19 protein-coding genes and 1 riboswitch are annotated in these 16809 nt (G+C 35.0%); of the genes, 16 read left to right on the top strand and 3 right to left on the bottom strand.

The window, feature by feature from the left end:
* Window positions 1-2: 2 nt before the first annotated feature.
* From polA to ACFS5J_RS10825, 16 genes are all read left to right on the top strand, one after another.
* Window positions 3-2843, top strand: a complete 2841-nt coding sequence (gene polA, locus ACFS5J_RS10900; RefSeq protein WP_379812194.1) for a DNA polymerase I — start codon at window positions 3-5, stop codon at window positions 2841-2843.
* A 21-nt stretch (window positions 2844-2864) separates the two neighbouring features.
* Window positions 2865-4238: a serine hydrolase domain-containing protein gene (locus ACFS5J_RS10895; protein WP_379812193.1), complete on the top strand. Its 1374-nt coding sequence runs from the start codon at window positions 2865-2867 to the stop codon at window positions 4236-4238.
* Between the two features lie 118 nt (window positions 4239-4356).
* Window positions 4357-4812, top strand: a complete 456-nt coding sequence (rplM, locus tag ACFS5J_RS10890; RefSeq protein WP_379812192.1) for a 50S ribosomal protein L13 — start codon at window positions 4357-4359, stop codon at window positions 4810-4812.
* Entirely contained in the window at window positions 4812-5198 is a 387-nt protein-coding gene (gene rpsI, locus ACFS5J_RS10885; RefSeq protein ID WP_379812191.1) for a 30S ribosomal protein S9, read from the top strand. The genes rplM and rpsI overlap by 1 nt, the downstream gene beginning before the upstream one ends.
* Before the next feature lie 149 nt (window positions 5199-5347).
* Complete coding sequence (rpsB, locus tag ACFS5J_RS10880; protein WP_379812190.1) at window positions 5348-6109, top strand: 30S ribosomal protein S2; 762 nt, start codon at window positions 5348-5350, stop codon at window positions 6107-6109.
* A gap of 135 nt (window positions 6110-6244) precedes the next feature.
* Entirely contained in the window at window positions 6245-7066 is an 822-nt protein-coding gene (gene tsf, locus ACFS5J_RS10875; protein ID WP_379812189.1) for a translation elongation factor Ts, read from the top strand.
* Between the two features lie 68 nt (window positions 7067-7134).
* Window positions 7135-7356, top strand: coding sequence for a VF530 family protein (locus tag ACFS5J_RS10870; protein WP_379812188.1), 222 nt, complete (start codon window positions 7135-7137; stop codon window positions 7354-7356).
* The gene (locus tag ACFS5J_RS10865; protein WP_379812187.1) at window positions 7356-7919 is read left to right on the top strand and encodes a DNA-3-methyladenine glycosylase I; all 564 of its coding nucleotides are present in this window, start codon (window positions 7356-7358) and stop codon (window positions 7917-7919) included. The genes ACFS5J_RS10870 and ACFS5J_RS10865 overlap by 1 nt, the downstream gene beginning before the upstream one ends.
* Window positions 7920-7953: 34 nt before the next feature.
* A riboswitch (TPP riboswitch) is annotated at window positions 7954-8051 on the top strand.
* A gap of 54 nt (window positions 8052-8105) precedes the next feature.
* Complete coding sequence (thiS, locus tag ACFS5J_RS10860; protein ID WP_379812186.1) at window positions 8106-8312, top strand: sulfur carrier protein ThiS; 207 nt, start codon at window positions 8106-8108, stop codon at window positions 8310-8312.
* 12 nt (window positions 8313-8324) lie between these two features.
* Window positions 8325-10148 carry a phosphomethylpyrimidine synthase ThiC gene (thiC, locus tag ACFS5J_RS10855; RefSeq protein WP_379812185.1) on the top strand — a complete coding sequence of 608 codons (1824 nt, stop codon included), beginning with the start codon at window positions 8325-8327 and terminating at the stop codon, window positions 10146-10148.
* Window positions 10149-10155: 7 nt separating this feature from the next.
* Complete coding sequence (locus ACFS5J_RS10850) at window positions 10156-10755, top strand: thiamine phosphate synthase (RefSeq protein ID WP_379812184.1); 600 nt, start codon at window positions 10156-10158, stop codon at window positions 10753-10755.
* Window positions 10728-11483 carry a hydroxymethylpyrimidine/phosphomethylpyrimidine kinase gene (locus tag ACFS5J_RS10845; protein WP_379812183.1) on the top strand — a complete coding sequence of 252 codons (756 nt, stop codon included), beginning with the start codon at window positions 10728-10730 and terminating at the stop codon, window positions 11481-11483. The genes ACFS5J_RS10850 and ACFS5J_RS10845 overlap by 28 nt, the downstream gene beginning before the upstream one ends.
* Window positions 11476-12108, top strand: a complete 633-nt coding sequence (locus ACFS5J_RS10840) for a thiamine phosphate synthase (protein ID WP_379812182.1) — start codon at window positions 11476-11478, stop codon at window positions 12106-12108. Before ACFS5J_RS10845 ends, ACFS5J_RS10840 begins: the two co-directional genes overlap by 8 nt.
* Window positions 12095-12865: a thiazole synthase gene (locus ACFS5J_RS10835; RefSeq protein ID WP_379812181.1), complete on the top strand. Its 771-nt coding sequence runs from the start codon at window positions 12095-12097 to the stop codon at window positions 12863-12865. The genes ACFS5J_RS10840 and ACFS5J_RS10835 overlap by 14 nt, the downstream gene beginning before the upstream one ends.
* Window positions 12866-12888: 23 nt before the next feature.
* The gene (thiH, locus tag ACFS5J_RS10830) at window positions 12889-14025 is read left to right on the top strand and encodes a 2-iminoacetate synthase ThiH (RefSeq protein ID WP_379812180.1); all 1137 of its coding nucleotides are present in this window, start codon (window positions 12889-12891) and stop codon (window positions 14023-14025) included.
* A gap of 1 nt (window position 14026) precedes the next feature.
* Window positions 14027-14737, top strand: coding sequence for a HesA/MoeB/ThiF family protein (locus ACFS5J_RS10825; protein WP_379812179.1), 711 nt, complete (start codon window positions 14027-14029; stop codon window positions 14735-14737).
* Between the two features lie 22 nt (window positions 14738-14759).
* Here ACFS5J_RS10825 and aat read toward each other — a convergent pair whose 3' ends face one another.
* The 3 genes from aat to ACFS5J_RS10810 form a co-directional block, all read right to left on the bottom strand.
* Window positions 14760-15395: a leucyl/phenylalanyl-tRNA--protein transferase gene (gene aat, locus ACFS5J_RS10820; RefSeq protein ID WP_379812178.1), complete on the bottom strand. Its 636-nt coding sequence runs from the start codon at window positions 15393-15395 to the stop codon at window positions 14760-14762.
* Window positions 15396-15491: 96 nt separating this feature from the next.
* Window positions 15492-15869, bottom strand: coding sequence for a DUF3127 domain-containing protein (locus ACFS5J_RS10815; protein WP_379812177.1), 378 nt, complete (start codon window positions 15867-15869; stop codon window positions 15492-15494).
* A 17-nt stretch (window positions 15870-15886) separates the two neighbouring features.
* A complete protein-coding gene (locus ACFS5J_RS10810) occupies window positions 15887-16759 on the bottom strand; it encodes a flavin reductase family protein (RefSeq protein ID WP_379812176.1) in 873 nt (290 codons plus the stop codon).
* Window positions 16760-16809: the final 50 nt, after the last annotated feature.

Below are 16809 nucleotides of genomic sequence, written 5' to 3'. Positions count from 1 at the left end.
TCATGTCACAAAAACGCTTATTTCTACTCGATGCCTACGCTTTAATTTTTAGAGGATATTATGCCTTTATCAAAAACCCTAGAATCAACTCAAAAGGAATGGATACTTCTGCCATAATGGGCTTTATGAATTCCCTTATGGATGTTATTAAACGTGAAAAACCAGACCATCTTGCTGTTGCATTTGATAAAGGCGGTAGTGATTATCGATTAGAAATGTATGAAGCTTACAAAGCCAATCGTGACGAAACACCGGAAGCCATAAAAATAGCCGTTCCATACATTCAGGAATTATTAAAGGCCATGCACATTCCGATTATGGAAAAAGCGGGTTATGAAGCAGATGATTTAATCGGGACTTTGGCAAAACAAGCTGAAAAAGAAGGTTTCCAAGTGTTCATGGTAACTCCGGATAAGGATTTTGCGCAATTGGTTTCAGAAAACATTTTCATGTACCGACCAGCTCGTATGGGTAACGGTATTGAAATTTGGGGAATCCCTGAAGTTCAAGAAAAATTTGAAGTAGAACGCCCTGATCAAGTTATCGACTTTTTAGGAATGATGGGTGATGCAGTCGACAACATTCCGGGATTACCAGGTGTAGGCGAAAAAACAGCTAAGAAATTCTTAGCTCAATACGGTACCATGGAAAATCTTTTAGCAAACACACACGAGCTAAAAGGCAAAATGAAAGAAAACATCGAAGCCAATAAAGAAAAAGGAATCTTATCCAAAAAACTAGCCACTATCCTACTCGATTGTCCGGTTCAATTTGACGAAAAAGATTTTGAACTTTCAAAACCAGATGTTGAAAAAACAGATGAAATTTTTCAAGAGCTTGAATTCCGTCAAATGAAAGCATTGTTTGACAAATTATTCTCTTCAGGTAAGGATTATGATGAAATAGAAACAAACGGAACAACTGAAGGAACTCTTAAAAAAGCAACAACTAAAAAATCAGCGGAAAACCAAATGGATTTATTTGGTTTTAGTGATGAAGAAAAAAGTCCAACTTCACATTCGTTTTATGCTACTTTGGATACAACAGAACATTTTTACCAAATCATTCAAGGTGATTTGGGCTTAAAATTATTCCTTCAAAACTTAGAACAACAAACTTCGGTTTGTTTTGATACCGAAACTACAGGAATCGATGCATTAAATGCCGAACTTGTAGGAATTGCCTTTTCATGGGAAAAAGGAAAGGGTTTTTACATCCCGTTTCCAGAAAATCAAGAAGACGCTAAAGCTTTAGCCGAGAAATTAGTTCCGTTCTTTTCAAATGAAAATATTGAAAAAATTGGCCAAAATTTAAAATACGACATCAAAGTATTAGCCAACTACGGAATTGAAGTAAAAGGTCATTTATTTGATACCATGATTGCACATTATCTGATTAATCCAGATATGCGTCATAACATGGATGTACTATCTGAAACGTATTTGAAATATTCTCCAAAACCAATCGAAAGTTTAATTGGGAAAAAAGGGAAAAATCAAAAATCCATGCGTGATGTGGCTTTTGAAGACATCAAAGAATATGCTGCTGAAGATGCCGATATTACTTATCAATTAAAAGAACACTTTCAACCGATTTTAGAAAGAGTTGGTACTAAAAAATTATTTGATGAAATCGAAATTCCACTAGTAGCCGTTTTAGCCGCAATGGAATGCGAAGGAATTCGTTTAGATGTTGATTTCTTGAAAGCAATGTCTATCGAAATGCAAAAAGAGATTGACACATTCGAAACTAAAATTTACGAAATTGCTGGTGAATCCTTCAACTTAGCATCACCAAAACAATTGGGTGATATTTTATTCGAAAAATTAAAAATTGGCGGACCAAAACAAAAGAGAACCAAAACAGGTCAGTATGCAACAGGAGAAGAAATCTTAAGTTATCTAGCCAAAGACAACGAAATCGTTCGTCACATTTTAGAATGGCGTCAATTGGTAAAATTAAAAAGCACCTATGTAGATGCTTTACCAAACCAAGTAGATCCAAAAACAAATCGCGTGCATACCGATTATATGCAAACAGTTGCCGCAACAGGCCGCTTGAGTTCCAACAATCCAAACCTTCAAAACATCCCGATACGTACCGAAAGAGGAAGACAAATCCGTAAAGCTTTTATTGCTAGAGACGAAAACTATACTTTGTTAGCTGCCGATTACTCGCAAATTGAATTGCGTATCATAGCAGCACTATCTGGTGAAGAGAACATGATAAAAGCATTCCAACACGGCGAGGACATTCATAAATCAACTGCATCAAAAGTTTTCAATGTTGCCCTTGAAGAAGTGACACGCGAACAACGTAGTAATGCTAAAACGGTAAACTTTGGTATAATTTATGGAGTATCTGCTTTTGGATTGAGCAATCAAACCGATTTGAGCCGTAGTGAAAGTGCCGCTTTAATTGAAGCGTATTACAACACCTATCCAAAATTAAAAGCTTACATTCAAGATCAAATTGAATTTGCACGCGAAAATGGCTATGTACAAACTGTTTTAGGCAGACGTCGTTATTTAAAAGACATCAATTCGGCAAATGCTGTAGTACGTGGAGCGGCTGAGCGAAATGCTGTAAATGCTCCTATACAAGGTAGCGCTGCTGACATTATTAAAATTGCTATGATTAACATTCACAAGCGATTAAAAGCAGAGAATTGGAAATCAAAAATGTTATTACAAGTGCACGATGAATTGGTTTTTGACGTTCATAATGAGGAGTTAGAAAAAATTCAACCTATGATTCAATCGGAAATGGAAAATGCTTTCAAATTAGAAGTTCCATTAGTAGTTGATTTAGGTTTAGGTAAAGATTGGCTAGAAGCACATTAATTTTAAAGTTTGATTTATTGTATGAAAAAGTATCTATTCGTTTTTTCAATTTTATTTTCAACACTCGTATTCTCTCAAGATCGTTTTGAGAAAATCGACAATTACTTAAAATTATTAAATGAAAACAACAAGTTCATGGGATCATTAACCATACGTGAAGGTGAAAATGTTGTTTTCAATAAAGCGTATGGTTTTGCAGATGTTGACCAAAATATTAAAGCAAATAGATTAACCAAATACAAAATCGGATCGATTACCAAAACATTTACCGCGGTAATGATTATGCAATTAATAGAAGAGAAAAAACTTCGAATGGAAACAAAATTGCATAAGTTTTTCCCTAAAGTAGCGAAATCAGATAGCATTTCAATATACGATTTACTGTACCAACGTTCTGGCATCCCCGATTATATCAATCACGACAGTTTAACAACTGAAGAAGAAAATGCAGCTAATATCAAATCAGCTATTTACAATAAAATAGAAAATTACAAATCACGCTTTACTCCTGGGAGTAAATTCGAGTATAGCGATTCCAATTATTATCTTCTTGGTGGAATATTGGAAAAAATTACTAAAAAAACATACCAAGAAAATTTAAACGAGCGCATCGTTCAAAAAGCGGGTCTTGGGAATTCCAATGAAAAATTGGAAATGACAGACAAAGGAGCCGTTAAAAAACAAGTTTTCGAGGCTACTACCTATTACAAAACAGAAAACACAGATCCAAACAACAAAGAAAGTTATTCTTATAGTTTTAACGGTAAAAAATGGGAACAATTCCCAGAATGGAAAAACGAAACCGCTTTTTCAGCAGGAGGAATTATTTCAACCTCTGCTGATTTAACACGATTCTATTTCAACCTTTTTGAAGGAAAATTGGTGAATAAAAAAACACTAAGCCAAATGACTGAGGTGAAAGAAGGTTATGGAGCAGCCTTAATACAGATGCCTTTCGGCGAACGCAATTTTTTCGGGCACTCTGGCGCTATAGAAAACTTCAAATCAGTAGTAGGATATTATCCAACAGAACAAACTGGTATAGCCTTAACGATGAATGGAGACAACTACAACCAAAACGACATCATGATTGGTATTTTAAGTATTTACTACAAATTACCATTCCCAATGCCAACCTTTAAAACAGTAACACCTGAATTAATTGCTCAATATTCAGGCGATTACACATCAAAGGACATTCCATTAAAATTAAAAGTTTTCGAAAAAAGTGGTGAACTCATGGCTCAAGCAACTGGCCAAGGTGCTTTCCCTTTAACAATTCAAGACGACAAAACATTTGTTTTCCCTGCAGCAGGCATTGAGATTAGTTTTAATACCGATTCACTAGTACTGAAACAAGGTGGAATGAAATTTAATTTTGTCAAAGAAAAATAGATTTTTAAAACCTTTTAAAAAAATAAATAATTCCTCATCGTGTTTGGATAATCAATAAATAATTGTACTTTTGCACTCCCTTAATTGGGAATGGAATGTTTAATTTAAATTAATTATTGTGAACACATTAAGTTACAAAACCGTGTCAGCAAATAAAGCAACCGTTCAAAAAGAATGGATTATTGTTGACGCTGAAGGACATAACTTGGGACGTTTTGCTTCTAAAGTAGCAATGCTTTTAAGAGGTAAATACAAGCCTAATTATACGCCTCACGTAGACTGTGGTGACAACGTAATCGTTATCAACGCAGAGAAAATCAACCTAACTGGAAACAAACTTGCTGATAAGACGTATATCCGTCACACAGGTTACCCAGGTGGACAAAGAAGCTTAACTGCTAAAGTAATGCAAGAGAAAAATCCTGCTTTATTAGTAGAAAAAGCTGTAAAAGGAATGTTACCTAAAAACAAATTAGGAGCTGAACTATTCAGAAATTTAAATGTATATGTAGGTGCAGAGCACAAGCAAGAAGCTCAAAAGCCTAGAACTGTAAACCTAAACGATCTTAAGTAATGGGAGTTATTCACAAAATAGGCAGAAGAAAATGCGCTGTAGCTCGTGTATATGTTACAGAAGGAACAGGAAAAATCACAGTTAACAAAAAAGACTTAGCTACTTATTTCCCAACAGCTACTTTACAATACAAAGTTATGCAACCTTTAGCAATGACTGAAAATGCAGAAAACTTTGACGTAAAAGTAAACGTTTATGGTGGTGGTACTACAGGACAAGCTGAGGCTGTACGTATGGCTTTAGCACGTGTAATGTGTGAAGTTGAAACTGAGAACAGAGCTATTTTAAAACCAGAAGGATTATTAACAAGAGATCCAAGAATGGTTGAACGTAAGAAATTTGGTCAGAAGAAAGCACGTAAGAAATTCCAATTCTCTAAACGTTAATCAATTTCTCGTTCATTTATTATTGAAATTAAAAACACAGTTGTCGTTATTTCTTTTAAAAAGGAAATTAGTTTAGCATCTAAATGTTTAAGACCAGAGAAATCGCTACTTATTCATTGCTAATCAACGGAACGTAAACTATTACAAAAATGGCAAACAATATAGAAGTCAAAGAATTATTAGAAGCAGGTGTTCACTTTGGACACATGACTCGTAAGTGGGATCCAAACATGGCTCCTTACATTTATATGGAGCGTAATGGTATTCATATCATTAACCTATATAAAACAGCAGCTAAAATCGAAGAAGCTAACGAAGCTTTAAAGAAAATCGCTGCATCTGGTAGAAAAGTACTTTTCGTAGCTACTAAAAAACAAGCTAAAGACATCGTTGCTGAGAAAGCAACTGCATGTAACATGCCATACATCACTGAAAGATGGCCAGGTGGTATGTTAACTAACTTCGTAACTATCCGTAAAGCTGTTAAGAAAATGGCTTCTATCGATAGAATGAAGAAAGATGGAACTTTCATGACATTATCTAAAAAAGAGCGTTTACAAGTAGATCGTTTACGTGCTAAATTAGAGAAAAACTTAGGTTCTATTGCAGACATGACAAGATTGCCAGCGGCTTTATTTGTTGTGGATGTTAAAGCTGAACATATTGCAATTAAAGAAGCTCAAAAATTAAACATTCCAGTTTTTGCAATGGTTGATACAAACTCGGACCCACGTCCTATTGATTTTGTTATCCCTGCAAATGATGATGCTTCTAAATCAATTGAAAAAGTTCTTAGCTTAGTTTCTGGTGCTATTGTTGATGGTCTTTCTGACAGAAAAGCTGAAAAAGACGAGCAACCAGCTAAAGAAGTAGATACAACTACTGCTGAAGCTACAACTTCAAACGAATAACAATAGAATAGTAATTCCAAAATACAAATTCCAAATTCCTGTTCTATTAGAAACCAAAAGTTGATAATAATTTAAAATAGGAATTTGGTTTTTGAATTTTGGAATTTTTACATTTAAAAAATAAAAAATAAAGTTATGGCAAATATCACTGCTGCAGACGTAAATAAATTAAGAACAGCTACCGGTGCTGGTATGATGGACTGTAAAAAAGCTTTAGTTGAAGCTGAAGGAGATTTTGACAAAGCAATTGAAATCCTACGTAAAAAAGGACAAAAAGTTGCTGCTAACCGTTCAGACAGAGAGTCTACAGAAGGTGCAGCTATCGCTGTTATCAATGCAGACAATACTGCTGGTGTAGCTATCACATTAAACTGTGAGACTGACTTCGTTGGTAAAAACGAATCTTTCGTAAAATTAGCTACAGATTTAGCAAACCAAGCTTTAAACTTTGCTACTAAAGAAGAATTATTAGCTTCAGATTTCAACGGAATTACAGTTGCTGAGAAATTAATCGAGCAAACTGGAGTTATCGGTGAGAAAATTGAAATCGGTGCTTTTGAGCGTTTAGAAGGTGCTTTTGTTGGTTCTTACGTACACGCTGGTAAAATCGCTACTTTAGTTTCTTTATCTGCTAATGTAGAAGGTGCTGAAGAGGCTGCTAAAAACGTTGCAATGCAAGCTGCAGCTATGAACCCAATTGCTTTAAACGAAGCTGGTGTTGACGCTGCAATCATTGAAAAAGAAATCGAAATTGCTAAAGAGCAATTAAGAGCTGAAGGAAAACCAGAAGCTATGTTAGACAACATTTCTAAAGGTAAAATCCAACGTTTCTACAAAGACAATACTTTAGTAAACCAAGATTATATCAAAGATGGTTCTATGAGTGTTGCTGCTTACATCAAATCTGTTGATGGAAACTTAACAATTACAGGATTCCAAAGAGTTGCTTTAGGATAATTTATTCTAAACCCAAAATAGAAAAAACCGCAATCTAACCATTGCGGTTTTTTTATTACTTTTACTTTATGCAACACAACGACCCTCTTCACGGAATTACATTAAAAGTTATGGTAGAACAATTAGTATCATTCTATGGCTTTGACACCTTAGGCGAACTCATCAACATCAAATGCTTTAATGAAAATCCATCTGTAAATTCAAGTCTAAAATTTCTTAGAAAAACGGATTGGGCACGAAATAAAGTAGAAGAATTATACATCAGAACCTTACCAAAATTCAATCAGTAATGGAAGCGAAAAACAGATGTGCTTGGTGTGAAAAAGACGATTTATATCGTAATTACCACGATTTAGAATGGGGCATTCCTATCTATGACGATGCAACCATATTTGAATTTTTAATACTTGAAACTTTCCAAGCTGGATTAAGTTGGTATACCGTTTTAGCAAAAAGAGAAAATTTTAGAAAAGCTTTTGACAATTTCGATGTAGAAAAAATTGCTACATATTCACAAGAGAAACTCGACAGCCTTGCAGAAGACACAGGTATTATACGCAACAAACTCAAAATAAAAGCTACTGTTACTAATGCTCAAGCCTTTTTAGCAACACAAAAAGAATACGGAACCTTTTCAAAATACATTTGGAATTTTGTTGATGGAAAACCAATAGACAACAAACCCAAGGACTTAACCGAAGTTCCCGCTACAACAGCAATTTCAGACAAACTAAGCAAAGACCTTAAAAAAAGAGGCTTTAAATTTGTGGGCTCTACAGTAGTTTATGCACATATGCAAGCTACAGGTATGGTAAACGACCACGTTTTGGATTGCTGGACAAGAAAAAAATAATATTCCGCTTTTATTACAATAAATACTTATATTTGTCATGCTTTAGGGGTGTCTGTATCAATTACAGGCTGAGAATTACCCTTTGAACCTGATCTAGTTAATACTAGCGTAGGGAAAAGTAAAATGCCTTCATTACTTTATACTTAAGTAATATAGCCATTCCTAAAGCCCAAAATACAATTAGGAATGGAACTAAAAATCAACAACAACATCAAACAATTCGATTGTAATCAAATTACAATCCAAGAACTATTGGATTTAGAATTACCTTCTAAACAAAATGGAATTGCTGTAGCTATAAACCAAAAAATTATAGCTAGGAATAATTGGGATTCATTTCTTCTTAATCAAAACGATGAAATACTAATCATAACTGCAACGCAAGGCGGTTAAAAAATTCCAATTATGAATAAAAACGAGCAAATTTCAAGAGAGCCCTTTCCAAATTCAAGGAAAGTTTACATTAATGGCGAAATTCACCCGATTAAAGTAGCCATGCGCGAAATTCAGTTATCCGATACAAAACTAGCCAAAGGAGGAGTTGAAAAAAATCCACCAGTAACTGTATACGATACATCAGGTCCTTACACAGATCCTAATATTGATATTAACGTCCGCAGAGGATTACCCCGTTTACGTGAAGAATGGATTTTAGAACGTAATGATGTGGAAGAGCTTACTGAAATCTCATCCGATTATGGAAAAGAACGTCTAGCTGACAAAACATTAAATAATCTGCGTTTCGAATACCTTCACAAACCAATGCGTGCCAAAAAAGGAAGCAATGTAACACAATTACATTACGCAAAAAAGGGTATTATTACCCCTGAAATGGAGTACATTGCTATTCGAGAAAACCAACGCATTGAACAACTCGAAACAGCTCAAAAAGCAATGCAATGTCAACATGCTGGGCATAGTTTTGGAGCCAATACACCCAAAAACAAAATCACTCCAGAATTTGTACGTTCAGAAGTAGCAGCGGGTCGCGCTATCATCCCAAATAACATTAACCATCCAGAAAGTGAGCCCATGATTGTTGGTCGTAACTTTTTGGTAAAAATCAATGCGAATATTGGCAATAGTGCGGTAACTTCCTCTATCGAAGAAGAAGTAGAAAAAGCAGTTTGGGCATGTCGCTGGGGAGCCGATACTATTATGGATTTATCAACGGGTAAAAACATACACGAAACCAGAGAATGGATTATCCGTAATTCTCCAGTACCAATTGGAACTGTACCCATTTATCAAGCCTTAGAAAAAGTAAAAGGAGTTGCAGAAAACCTAACGTGGGAAATATTCAGGGATACACTTATTGAACAAGCAGAACAAGGAGTTTCTTATTTTACCATCCATGCAGGTGTACTCTTACGATACATTCATTTAACAGCAAATCGTGTAACGGGTATCGTTTCACGCGGTGGCTCTATTATGGCAAAATGGTGTTTGTTCCACCATAAAGAAAATTTCTTATATACCCATTTTGAAGAGATTTGCGAAATCATGAAACAATACGACGTGGCTTTCTCATTGGGAGATGGATTACGCCCTGGCTCTATTGCCGATGCAAATGATGCTGCACAATTTGCAGAATTGGAAACTTTAGGTGAATTGACCAAAATTGCATGGAAGCACGATGTTCAAGTATTCATAGAAGGTCCAGGACATGTACCTATGCACATGATTAAAGAAAACATGGACAAACAATTAGAACATTGTTCAGAAGCTCCATTTTACACACTTGGCCCTTTAACAACTGATATCGCTCCAGGTTACGATCATATTACTTCAGCCATTGGTGCTGCAATGATTGGTTGGTATGGCTGTGCTATGTTGTGTTATGTAACTCCAAAAGAACACTTAGGACTCCCTAATAAAAAAGATGTTAAGGATGGTGTAATAACTTATAAAATTGCTGCTCATGCTGCCGACTTAGCAAAAGGACATCCGGGAGCACAATACAGAGATAATGCTTTAAGCAAAGCCCGATTTGAATTCCGATGGGAAGACCAATTTAATCTAGCTTTAGATCCGGATACTGCAAGAGAATTTCACGATGAAACACTTCCTGCAGACGGAGCAAAAGTAGCGCATTTTTGCTCGATGTGTGGACCTAAATTCTGCTCAATGAAAATATCTCAAGAAATCCGTGATGTAGCAGAAGCAGAGAAAGGTATGGTTGCCAAATCGGAAGAGTTTATTGAACAAGGAAAAGAAATCTATAGCTAACAACTTAATGATTATAATTTCAAATCCTATTAAGAAATCAGATGAAATCAACACCATCCATTCTCTTTTCGAGAATGGAATGGAGTTGTTTCATATTCGAAAACCGAATTTTAGTGAATCGGAGATGAAAGTTTATATAAACGGAATAGACCAAAAATATCGTGACAATTTAGTCTTGCATAGTCACCATTGTTTAGCTGAAAACGAAGGAATAAAAAATCTGCATTATCCTGAAAAAAAAAGATTGGAAATTAGCAAAGAAGAAATTGTAAATCATACAAAAAAAGGGATTCAACTCTCAACATCTGTACATTCAATTGAAGTCTTTAATCAACTCCCTTTTGGTTTTAATTATGCTTTTCTAAGTCCTGTTTACACTAGCATTTCAAAACCAGAATATAGTAGTAAAATTAACCTTAGTGAGAGCTTAACAAAACGAAGCAATTTCAACACTAAGCTTGTCGCTTTGGGAGGGATTACAACCGAAAATATTTTACTTACACTTGAAAATGGCTTTGATGATGTGGCTTTATTAGGAACTATTTGGAACACCGCAAAACCTACAGAAAACTTTATAGCATGTCGACAAATCGCCCTTTCACACTAAGTATTGCTGGATTTGACCCATCTGCTGGAGCGGGAGTTTTGGCAGACATCAAAACCTTTGAACAACATCAGGTTTATGGATTAGCCATCAATACCGCTAACACCATACAAACCGAAAATAATTTTCTAGCTATTGATTGGACTCGTATAGATTTTATTTTACAATCTATTGAAACCTTATTTAGAACTTATAACATAAAAGCAGTTAAAATAGGTGTTGTTTCGTCATTAGAAAACTTGACACAAATTGTTTCGCTCATCAAAAATATATCCCCTGAAACAAAAATTGTATGGGATACCGTTTTAAAATCAACGACAGAATTTGATTTTTTATCCATTAAAAATCAAAAGGTTTTGATTGCAATATTGGATAAAATAGAAGTGATAACGCCAAACTACAATGAAATTTTAAAATTAAACACTTCTGAAAATTCTGCAGAAAAAATAGCAAAAAAGCTATCGCAGCATTGTAATGTATTTTTAAAAGGCGGTCACCACCCAACTGAAAAAGGAACTGATTACTTATACTTAAAAAACGAAATTATCAATCTGACTCCGAAAAACACAACTATTTTTCCAAAACATGGCTCGGGTTGTGTGCTATCGGCTGCCATAACAGCCAATTTAAGTTTGGATCAAGACCTCTTATTAGCCTGTCAAAATGCTAAAAAATATACCGAAAATTTTTTATCCTCAACTCCATCACAATTAGGACATCACTATGTATAATCGTTTACAATATATTTCCGACGGGAATACCGTTGAAGAACAAACACAAAACATCCAAAAGGCTTTGCAGAATGGATGCAAATGGATACAGTTACGCTTTAAAAAAAGTACTCCTGAAGATTTGTTCACTTTAGCAAAATCCATAAAAGAACTTTGCGCAAATTACAATGCCACTTTCATCATCAATGACAATGTACAACTAGCCAAAGACATTGATGCTGATGGCGTCCATTTGGGTTTAACCGATATGAAAATTGATTACGCTAGAGGTATATTAGGTAATTCGAAAATAATTGGTGGAACAGCAAACACTTTAGAAGATGTTCTTCAAAGAGTTGAGGAAAAATGTGATTATATTGGATTAGGACCTTTTCAATTTACATCAACCAAAGCCAATTTAAGTCCAATTTTAGGATTAGAAGGTTATCACAACATAATAGAAAAATTAATTTCCAAGCATATCGAAATCCCAATTTATGCCATTGGCGGAATTACTCTGGAAAACATTGAACCTTTAATGCAGACAGGAATTTACGGAATTGCGCTTTCTGGATTAATCAATAAAAGCGAGAAAACAAGCGAATTAATAAACCAACTAAACGAAAAATTACATGACAACATTTAACATAGGAGACAAAACTTTTAACTCCCGCCTCTTTTTAGGTACAGGTAAATTTGGATCCAATATCCAAATGGAAGAAGCGATTTTGGCTTCTGAAAGCGAATTGGTAACTGTTGCTTTAAAACGAGTTGATCTTGAAACTGAAACCGATGCTATTTTATCACATTTAAAACATCCAAGAATTAATTTACTACCCAATACGTCGGGTGCACGAAATGCTAAAGAAGCTGTTTTTGCAGCACAACTAGCTCGTGAAGCATTGGAAACCAACTGGCTAAAATTAGAAATACACCCTGATCCAAAATACTTAATGCCTGATGCTATTGAAACTTTAAAAGCAACGGAAGAATTGGCTAAATTGGGCTTTATTGTTTTACCGTACATACATGCTGATCCTGTTTTATGCAAACGATTAGAAGATGCTGGAACTGCTGCTGTAATGCCTTTAGGTTCTCCTATTGGAAGTAACAAAGGATTAAAAACTATCGATTTCTTAGAAATCATCATCGAACAAAGTAATGTCCCTGTAATTGTCGATGCTGGAATTGGTGCCCCTTCAGATGCTGCAAAAGCCATGGAAATTGGAGCTGACGCCGTTCTAGTGAATACAGCAATTGCTGTAGCAGGAAATCCAAAACTTATGGCAGAAGCGTTTAAAGAAGCCGTGACATCGGGGCGTAAAGCTTTTGAAGCTCAATTAGGACAACAGTATAAAAATGCTGTAGCTTCAAGTCCATTAACCGCTTTTCTGTACGAATAAAAACTTCTAAGGTTAACCAATTTATGAAAACATTTAAAACCGTTTTTGAGCAATACAATTGGGACGATATTACCCAAAAAATTTATGCTACTACTGCAAAGGATGTTGAACTTGCATTGTCAAAAAAGAAAAAAAATCTAGATGATTTTATTGCTTTAATTTCTCCGGCGGCACAACCTCATTTGGAACGAATGGCACAAGAAAGTCATCAATTGACACAAAAGCGCTTTGGGAAAACCATACAAATGTACACCCCGATGTATTTAAGTAATGAGTGTCAAAACATTTGTACGTATTGTGGATTCAGCCTAAACAATAAAATAAAACGTAAAACACTAAACCCAAATGAAATCGCTATTGAAGTTGAGGCGATTAAAAAGTTAGGATTTAATCATGTGTTATTGGTTACAGGTGAAGCCAACTACACGGTAAATATTCATTACTTTTTAAAGGCAATCGACCAAATAAAAAAAGACTTCTCTATTATTTCTATTGAAGTACAACCACTTTCTCAAGATGAGTACGAAAAGTTGCATCAAGCGGGTGTGTATTCTGTTTTGGTTTATCAAGAGACGTATCATAAAGAAGTTTACAAACAGTACCATACCAAAGGAAAAAAATCAAACTTCGATTTCCGATTGGACACGCCAGACCGCATTGGAAAAGCAGGTATTCATAAAATTGGTTTAGGTGTTTTACTTGGCCTTGAAGATTGGCGAACAGACAGCTTCTTCAATGCTCTGCATTTGGACTATTTGCAAAAAACATATTGGCAAACCAAATATGCTGTTTCATTTCCAAGATTGCGTCCAGCGGAAGGTATTATTGAGCCAAATTTCATTATGGATGACAAAGATTTAACACAACTTATCTGTGCCTATCGATTGTGGAATGAAGATTTGGAAATTTCCATTTCAACGCGTGAAAATGAAAAATTCAGAGACAATATTATTCCAATAGGCACCACAAGTATGAGTGCAGGCTCAAAAACCAATCCTGGTGGCTATGTTGTTGATCCGCAATCTTTAGAACAATTTGAGATTAGCGACGAACGTTCTGTTGCAGAAATTGCCTCTATTATTACAAGTAAAGGCTACGAACCCGTTTGGAAAGATTGGGAAAAAAGTTTTAGTCCAAAAATTGAACAATTCGAAAAGTAAAATGAGTATAATCCAAGATTTTTTACGTTACAACCGTCAAGTAATGTTGCCCGAAATAGGTTTTGAAGGACAAGAAAAACTAAAAAAAGCAAAAGTTTTAGTCATTGGTGCAGGCGGTTTAGGTTGCCCTATTTTACAGTATATAGCAACAGCTGGTGTGGGCACTATAGGAATAGTTGATTTTGATAAAATTGAACTTCATAATTTACACCGCCAAATTTTGTATACCGAACCACAAATTGGAGAGTCAAAAGCTACAATTGCAAAGGCAACAATAGAAAAGCTGAATCCCTTGATTCAAGTACTCGCTTTTGAAGAGAAATTAGCCGACCACAATGTTTCAAATATTTTAAAAGATTTTGATGTTATAGTAGATGGTTCTGATAATTTTGAAACGCGTTACTTAGTCAACGATACTTGTGTCGCACTGGACAAACCTTTAGTTTATGGAAGCATTTTAGGCTTTGAAGGACAACTTGCCATTTTCAATCATAAAAATAGTAAAAACCTCAGAGATATATTCCCAGAACCACCAAACCCTGAAGACGTTCCCAATTGCAGTTTAAATGGAGTACTCGGCACTTTACCTGGAATGATTGGAACCATGATGGCACATGAAACGCTGAAGTTAATAATTGGACTACCAACGCTTCAAAACGAATTGGTCTTGTTCAGTACTTTAGAACATAACTTTGTCAAATTAAAATATTAATTCAAATAGTATCTTAAAATGATTAGGCTTGTAGGATGGTAATGAAATCTTCACGCTCAATTTCTACGCAACCTAATGTAGCCAAATGATCATTATACACTTGGCAGTCGAGTAAGCGATATTGCTTTTGTTCAAGATATTGTGCCAAATAAATAAAAGCAACCTTACTCGCATTTGAAACGTGAGAAAACATGCTTTCCCCACAAAAAATGTTTCCTAAATCGACACCATATAATCCACCGACTAATTTCCCTTCTTGCCAAACCTCAACACTTTTTGCAATTCCCATTCTGTTTAAGTTGCAATACGCTTCCACCATATCATCGGTTATCCAAGTTCCCGGTTGGTCTTTGCGTGCAATCTTTTTACAATTGGTAATTACTTCTCGAAAAGCAACATTAAAAGTTATTGTAAACTTTTTTTGATTGAGTACATTGCGCATACTCTTCGAAATCTTTAAATCTTCAAAAAACAAAACCATCCTTTCTGGAGGACTCCACCACATTATAGGCTCATCGTCTTCAAACCAAGGAAAAATTCCACTCCTGTAGGCTAATAAAAGGCGCTCTGGAGACAGATCACCTCCTATGGCAACAATGCCATCAACAGTAGCCGATTCAACTGGAGGAAAATACAATTCTTTCGATATAAAATGCATATTCAGAAAAAAGTAAAAGACTGTTTCATTAAAAAAACCATTCTTAATTATTACATTATGAATGGTTTTTGTATTTATAATTTTAACTATTTACGATTAAAATGGTAAATCGTCGTGTTCGTCTTCATTAAAGTTAGTTGCTGGTTCAAAAGCATCAGCAGCTGGCATTGGAGGCATTTGAGATGGAGCAGCCATTTCTTGTTGCATTTTCTCAATTCTCCAACCTTGAATAGTATTAAAATATTTTGTTTCTCCTTGTGGATTAACCCATTCTCTACCTCTTAAATTGATAGATACTTTAACTTGTTCTCCTGGCGCATAATTATTCAACAAATCGGTTTTATCTTGTGTAAACTCAATCATGATGTGTTGAGGATATTGCTCTTCAGTCGTTACGACAATCTCTCTTTTTTTGAAAGATGCACTAATTTGTTGTACTGGGTTAATTACTTTTACTCTTCCTGTTACTTCCATCTCTTATAAAATATTTATTATTTTGCCAATAGCACTTTCCAAGCGCTAATTGTTTCATTTTTCTCTAATAGGTCTTTTACTAATTGTAACTTCTTTTGTTCATCATCACTGCTTAAAACAGCTTTCACTTCAAAGTTGTCTTTTACAAATATAGCAATTTCTTCATCAGTTGGTACTGCTTCTATATTCCCTAATTTACCCAAATCGTTACCGTCAAAAATAGCACTTTCTTTCACTACAGCTGGGACAGCATCTACACCTATTCCTAGTGTTGTCAAAGGTTTTTCTACTTCAAACATACCAACATTTGAACGTGAATACCAGTTACCTCCCATGCGGGCTACCAAATCGATTTTATGCTGATCAATAGTACCATTTTCATCTAAAATAGCTTCATTGATATGGATTTTAACCACTTCACAAATAACCAAATTACCCGCTCCTCCTTGATCTCCTAAAGCTACAACATCGTTTACTTTACACTCAAATTGCACCGGACTCTCAGCTACTCTAAAAGGCTTTACCACATCTGATGGCACCATCGTTAATCCTGATTTTTCAAATTCATTTACTCCATCTGGATATTCCGTACTCGATAACGACATTTGTTGTACAATGTCATAATTTACAACATTAATAACAACTTCTTTTGAATATTCTGCGTTAATTAAAGTATGCTTAACCGTATTATTCCTAACTCTACGCGCTGGCGAAAAAATTAAAATTGGAGGATTTGAACTGAAAACATTGAAAAAGCTGAAAGGCGATAAATTTGGCACACCGTTTTCATCTAAAGTACTAGCAAATGCAATAGGACGAGGCGCTACAGCACTTTGTAAATACCCTTGCAATTTTGCTGGAGCAATTTCTTTTGGATCAATTGATAACATATAAATATAGATTTTTACAAAGATACTTTTTTGAACCCTTTTATTCAAAG

The sequence above is a fragment of the Flavobacterium chuncheonense genome, assembly GCF_042686145.1.
Lineage (GTDB): Bacteria > Bacteroidota > Bacteroidia > Flavobacteriales > Flavobacteriaceae > Flavobacterium > Flavobacterium chuncheonense.
The sequence above is the reverse complement of the archived record's forward strand: the minus strand, read 5'-3'. Positions and strand labels throughout refer to the sequence as shown.

Coding starts and splice junctions, on each gene's coding strand:
- thiS (WP_379812186.1), top strand. CDS start 8,106: ATGGAACTAAAAATCAACAACAACATCAAACAATTCGATTGTAATCAA.
- ACFS5J_RS10840 (WP_379812182.1), top strand. CDS start 11,476: ATGTATAATCGTTTACAATATATTTCCGACGGGAATACCGTTGAAGAA.
- ACFS5J_RS10835 (WP_379812181.1), top strand. CDS start 12,095: ATGACAACATTTAACATAGGAGACAAAACTTTTAACTCCCGCCTCTTT.
- ACFS5J_RS10865 (WP_379812187.1), top strand. CDS start 7,356: ATGGAAGCGAAAAACAGATGTGCTTGGTGTGAAAAAGACGATTTATAT.
- ACFS5J_RS10810 (WP_379812176.1), bottom strand. CDS start 16,759: ATGTTATCAATTGATCCAAAAGAAATTGCTCCAGCAAAATTGCAAGGG.
- ACFS5J_RS10825 (WP_379812179.1), top strand. CDS start 14,027: ATGAGTATAATCCAAGATTTTTTACGTTACAACCGTCAAGTAATGTTG.
- tsf (WP_379812189.1), top strand. CDS start 6,245: ATGGCAAATATCACTGCTGCAGACGTAAATAAATTAAGAACAGCTACC.
- rpsB (WP_379812190.1), top strand. CDS start 5,348: ATGGCAAACAATATAGAAGTCAAAGAATTATTAGAAGCAGGTGTTCAC.
- ACFS5J_RS10845 (WP_379812183.1), top strand. CDS start 10,728: ATGTCGACAAATCGCCCTTTCACACTAAGTATTGCTGGATTTGACCCA.
- ACFS5J_RS10815 (WP_379812177.1), bottom strand. CDS start 15,869: ATGGAAGTAACAGGAAGAGTAAAAGTAATTAACCCAGTACAACAAATT.
- thiC (WP_379812185.1), top strand. CDS start 8,325: ATGAATAAAAACGAGCAAATTTCAAGAGAGCCCTTTCCAAATTCAAGG.
- thiH (WP_379812180.1), top strand. CDS start 12,889: ATGAAAACATTTAAAACCGTTTTTGAGCAATACAATTGGGACGATATT.
- polA (WP_379812194.1), top strand. CDS start 3: ATGTCACAAAAACGCTTATTTCTACTCGATGCCTACGCTTTAATTTTT.
- ACFS5J_RS10850 (WP_379812184.1), top strand. CDS start 10,156: ATGATTATAATTTCAAATCCTATTAAGAAATCAGATGAAATCAACACC.
- rpsI (WP_379812191.1), top strand. CDS start 4,812: ATGGGAGTTATTCACAAAATAGGCAGAAGAAAATGCGCTGTAGCTCGT.
- ACFS5J_RS10870 (WP_379812188.1), top strand. CDS start 7,135: ATGCAACACAACGACCCTCTTCACGGAATTACATTAAAAGTTATGGTA.
- aat (WP_379812178.1), bottom strand. CDS start 15,395: ATGCATTTTATATCGAAAGAATTGTATTTTCCTCCAGTTGAATCGGCT.
- ACFS5J_RS10895 (WP_379812193.1), top strand. CDS start 2,865: ATGAAAAAGTATCTATTCGTTTTTTCAATTTTATTTTCAACACTCGTA.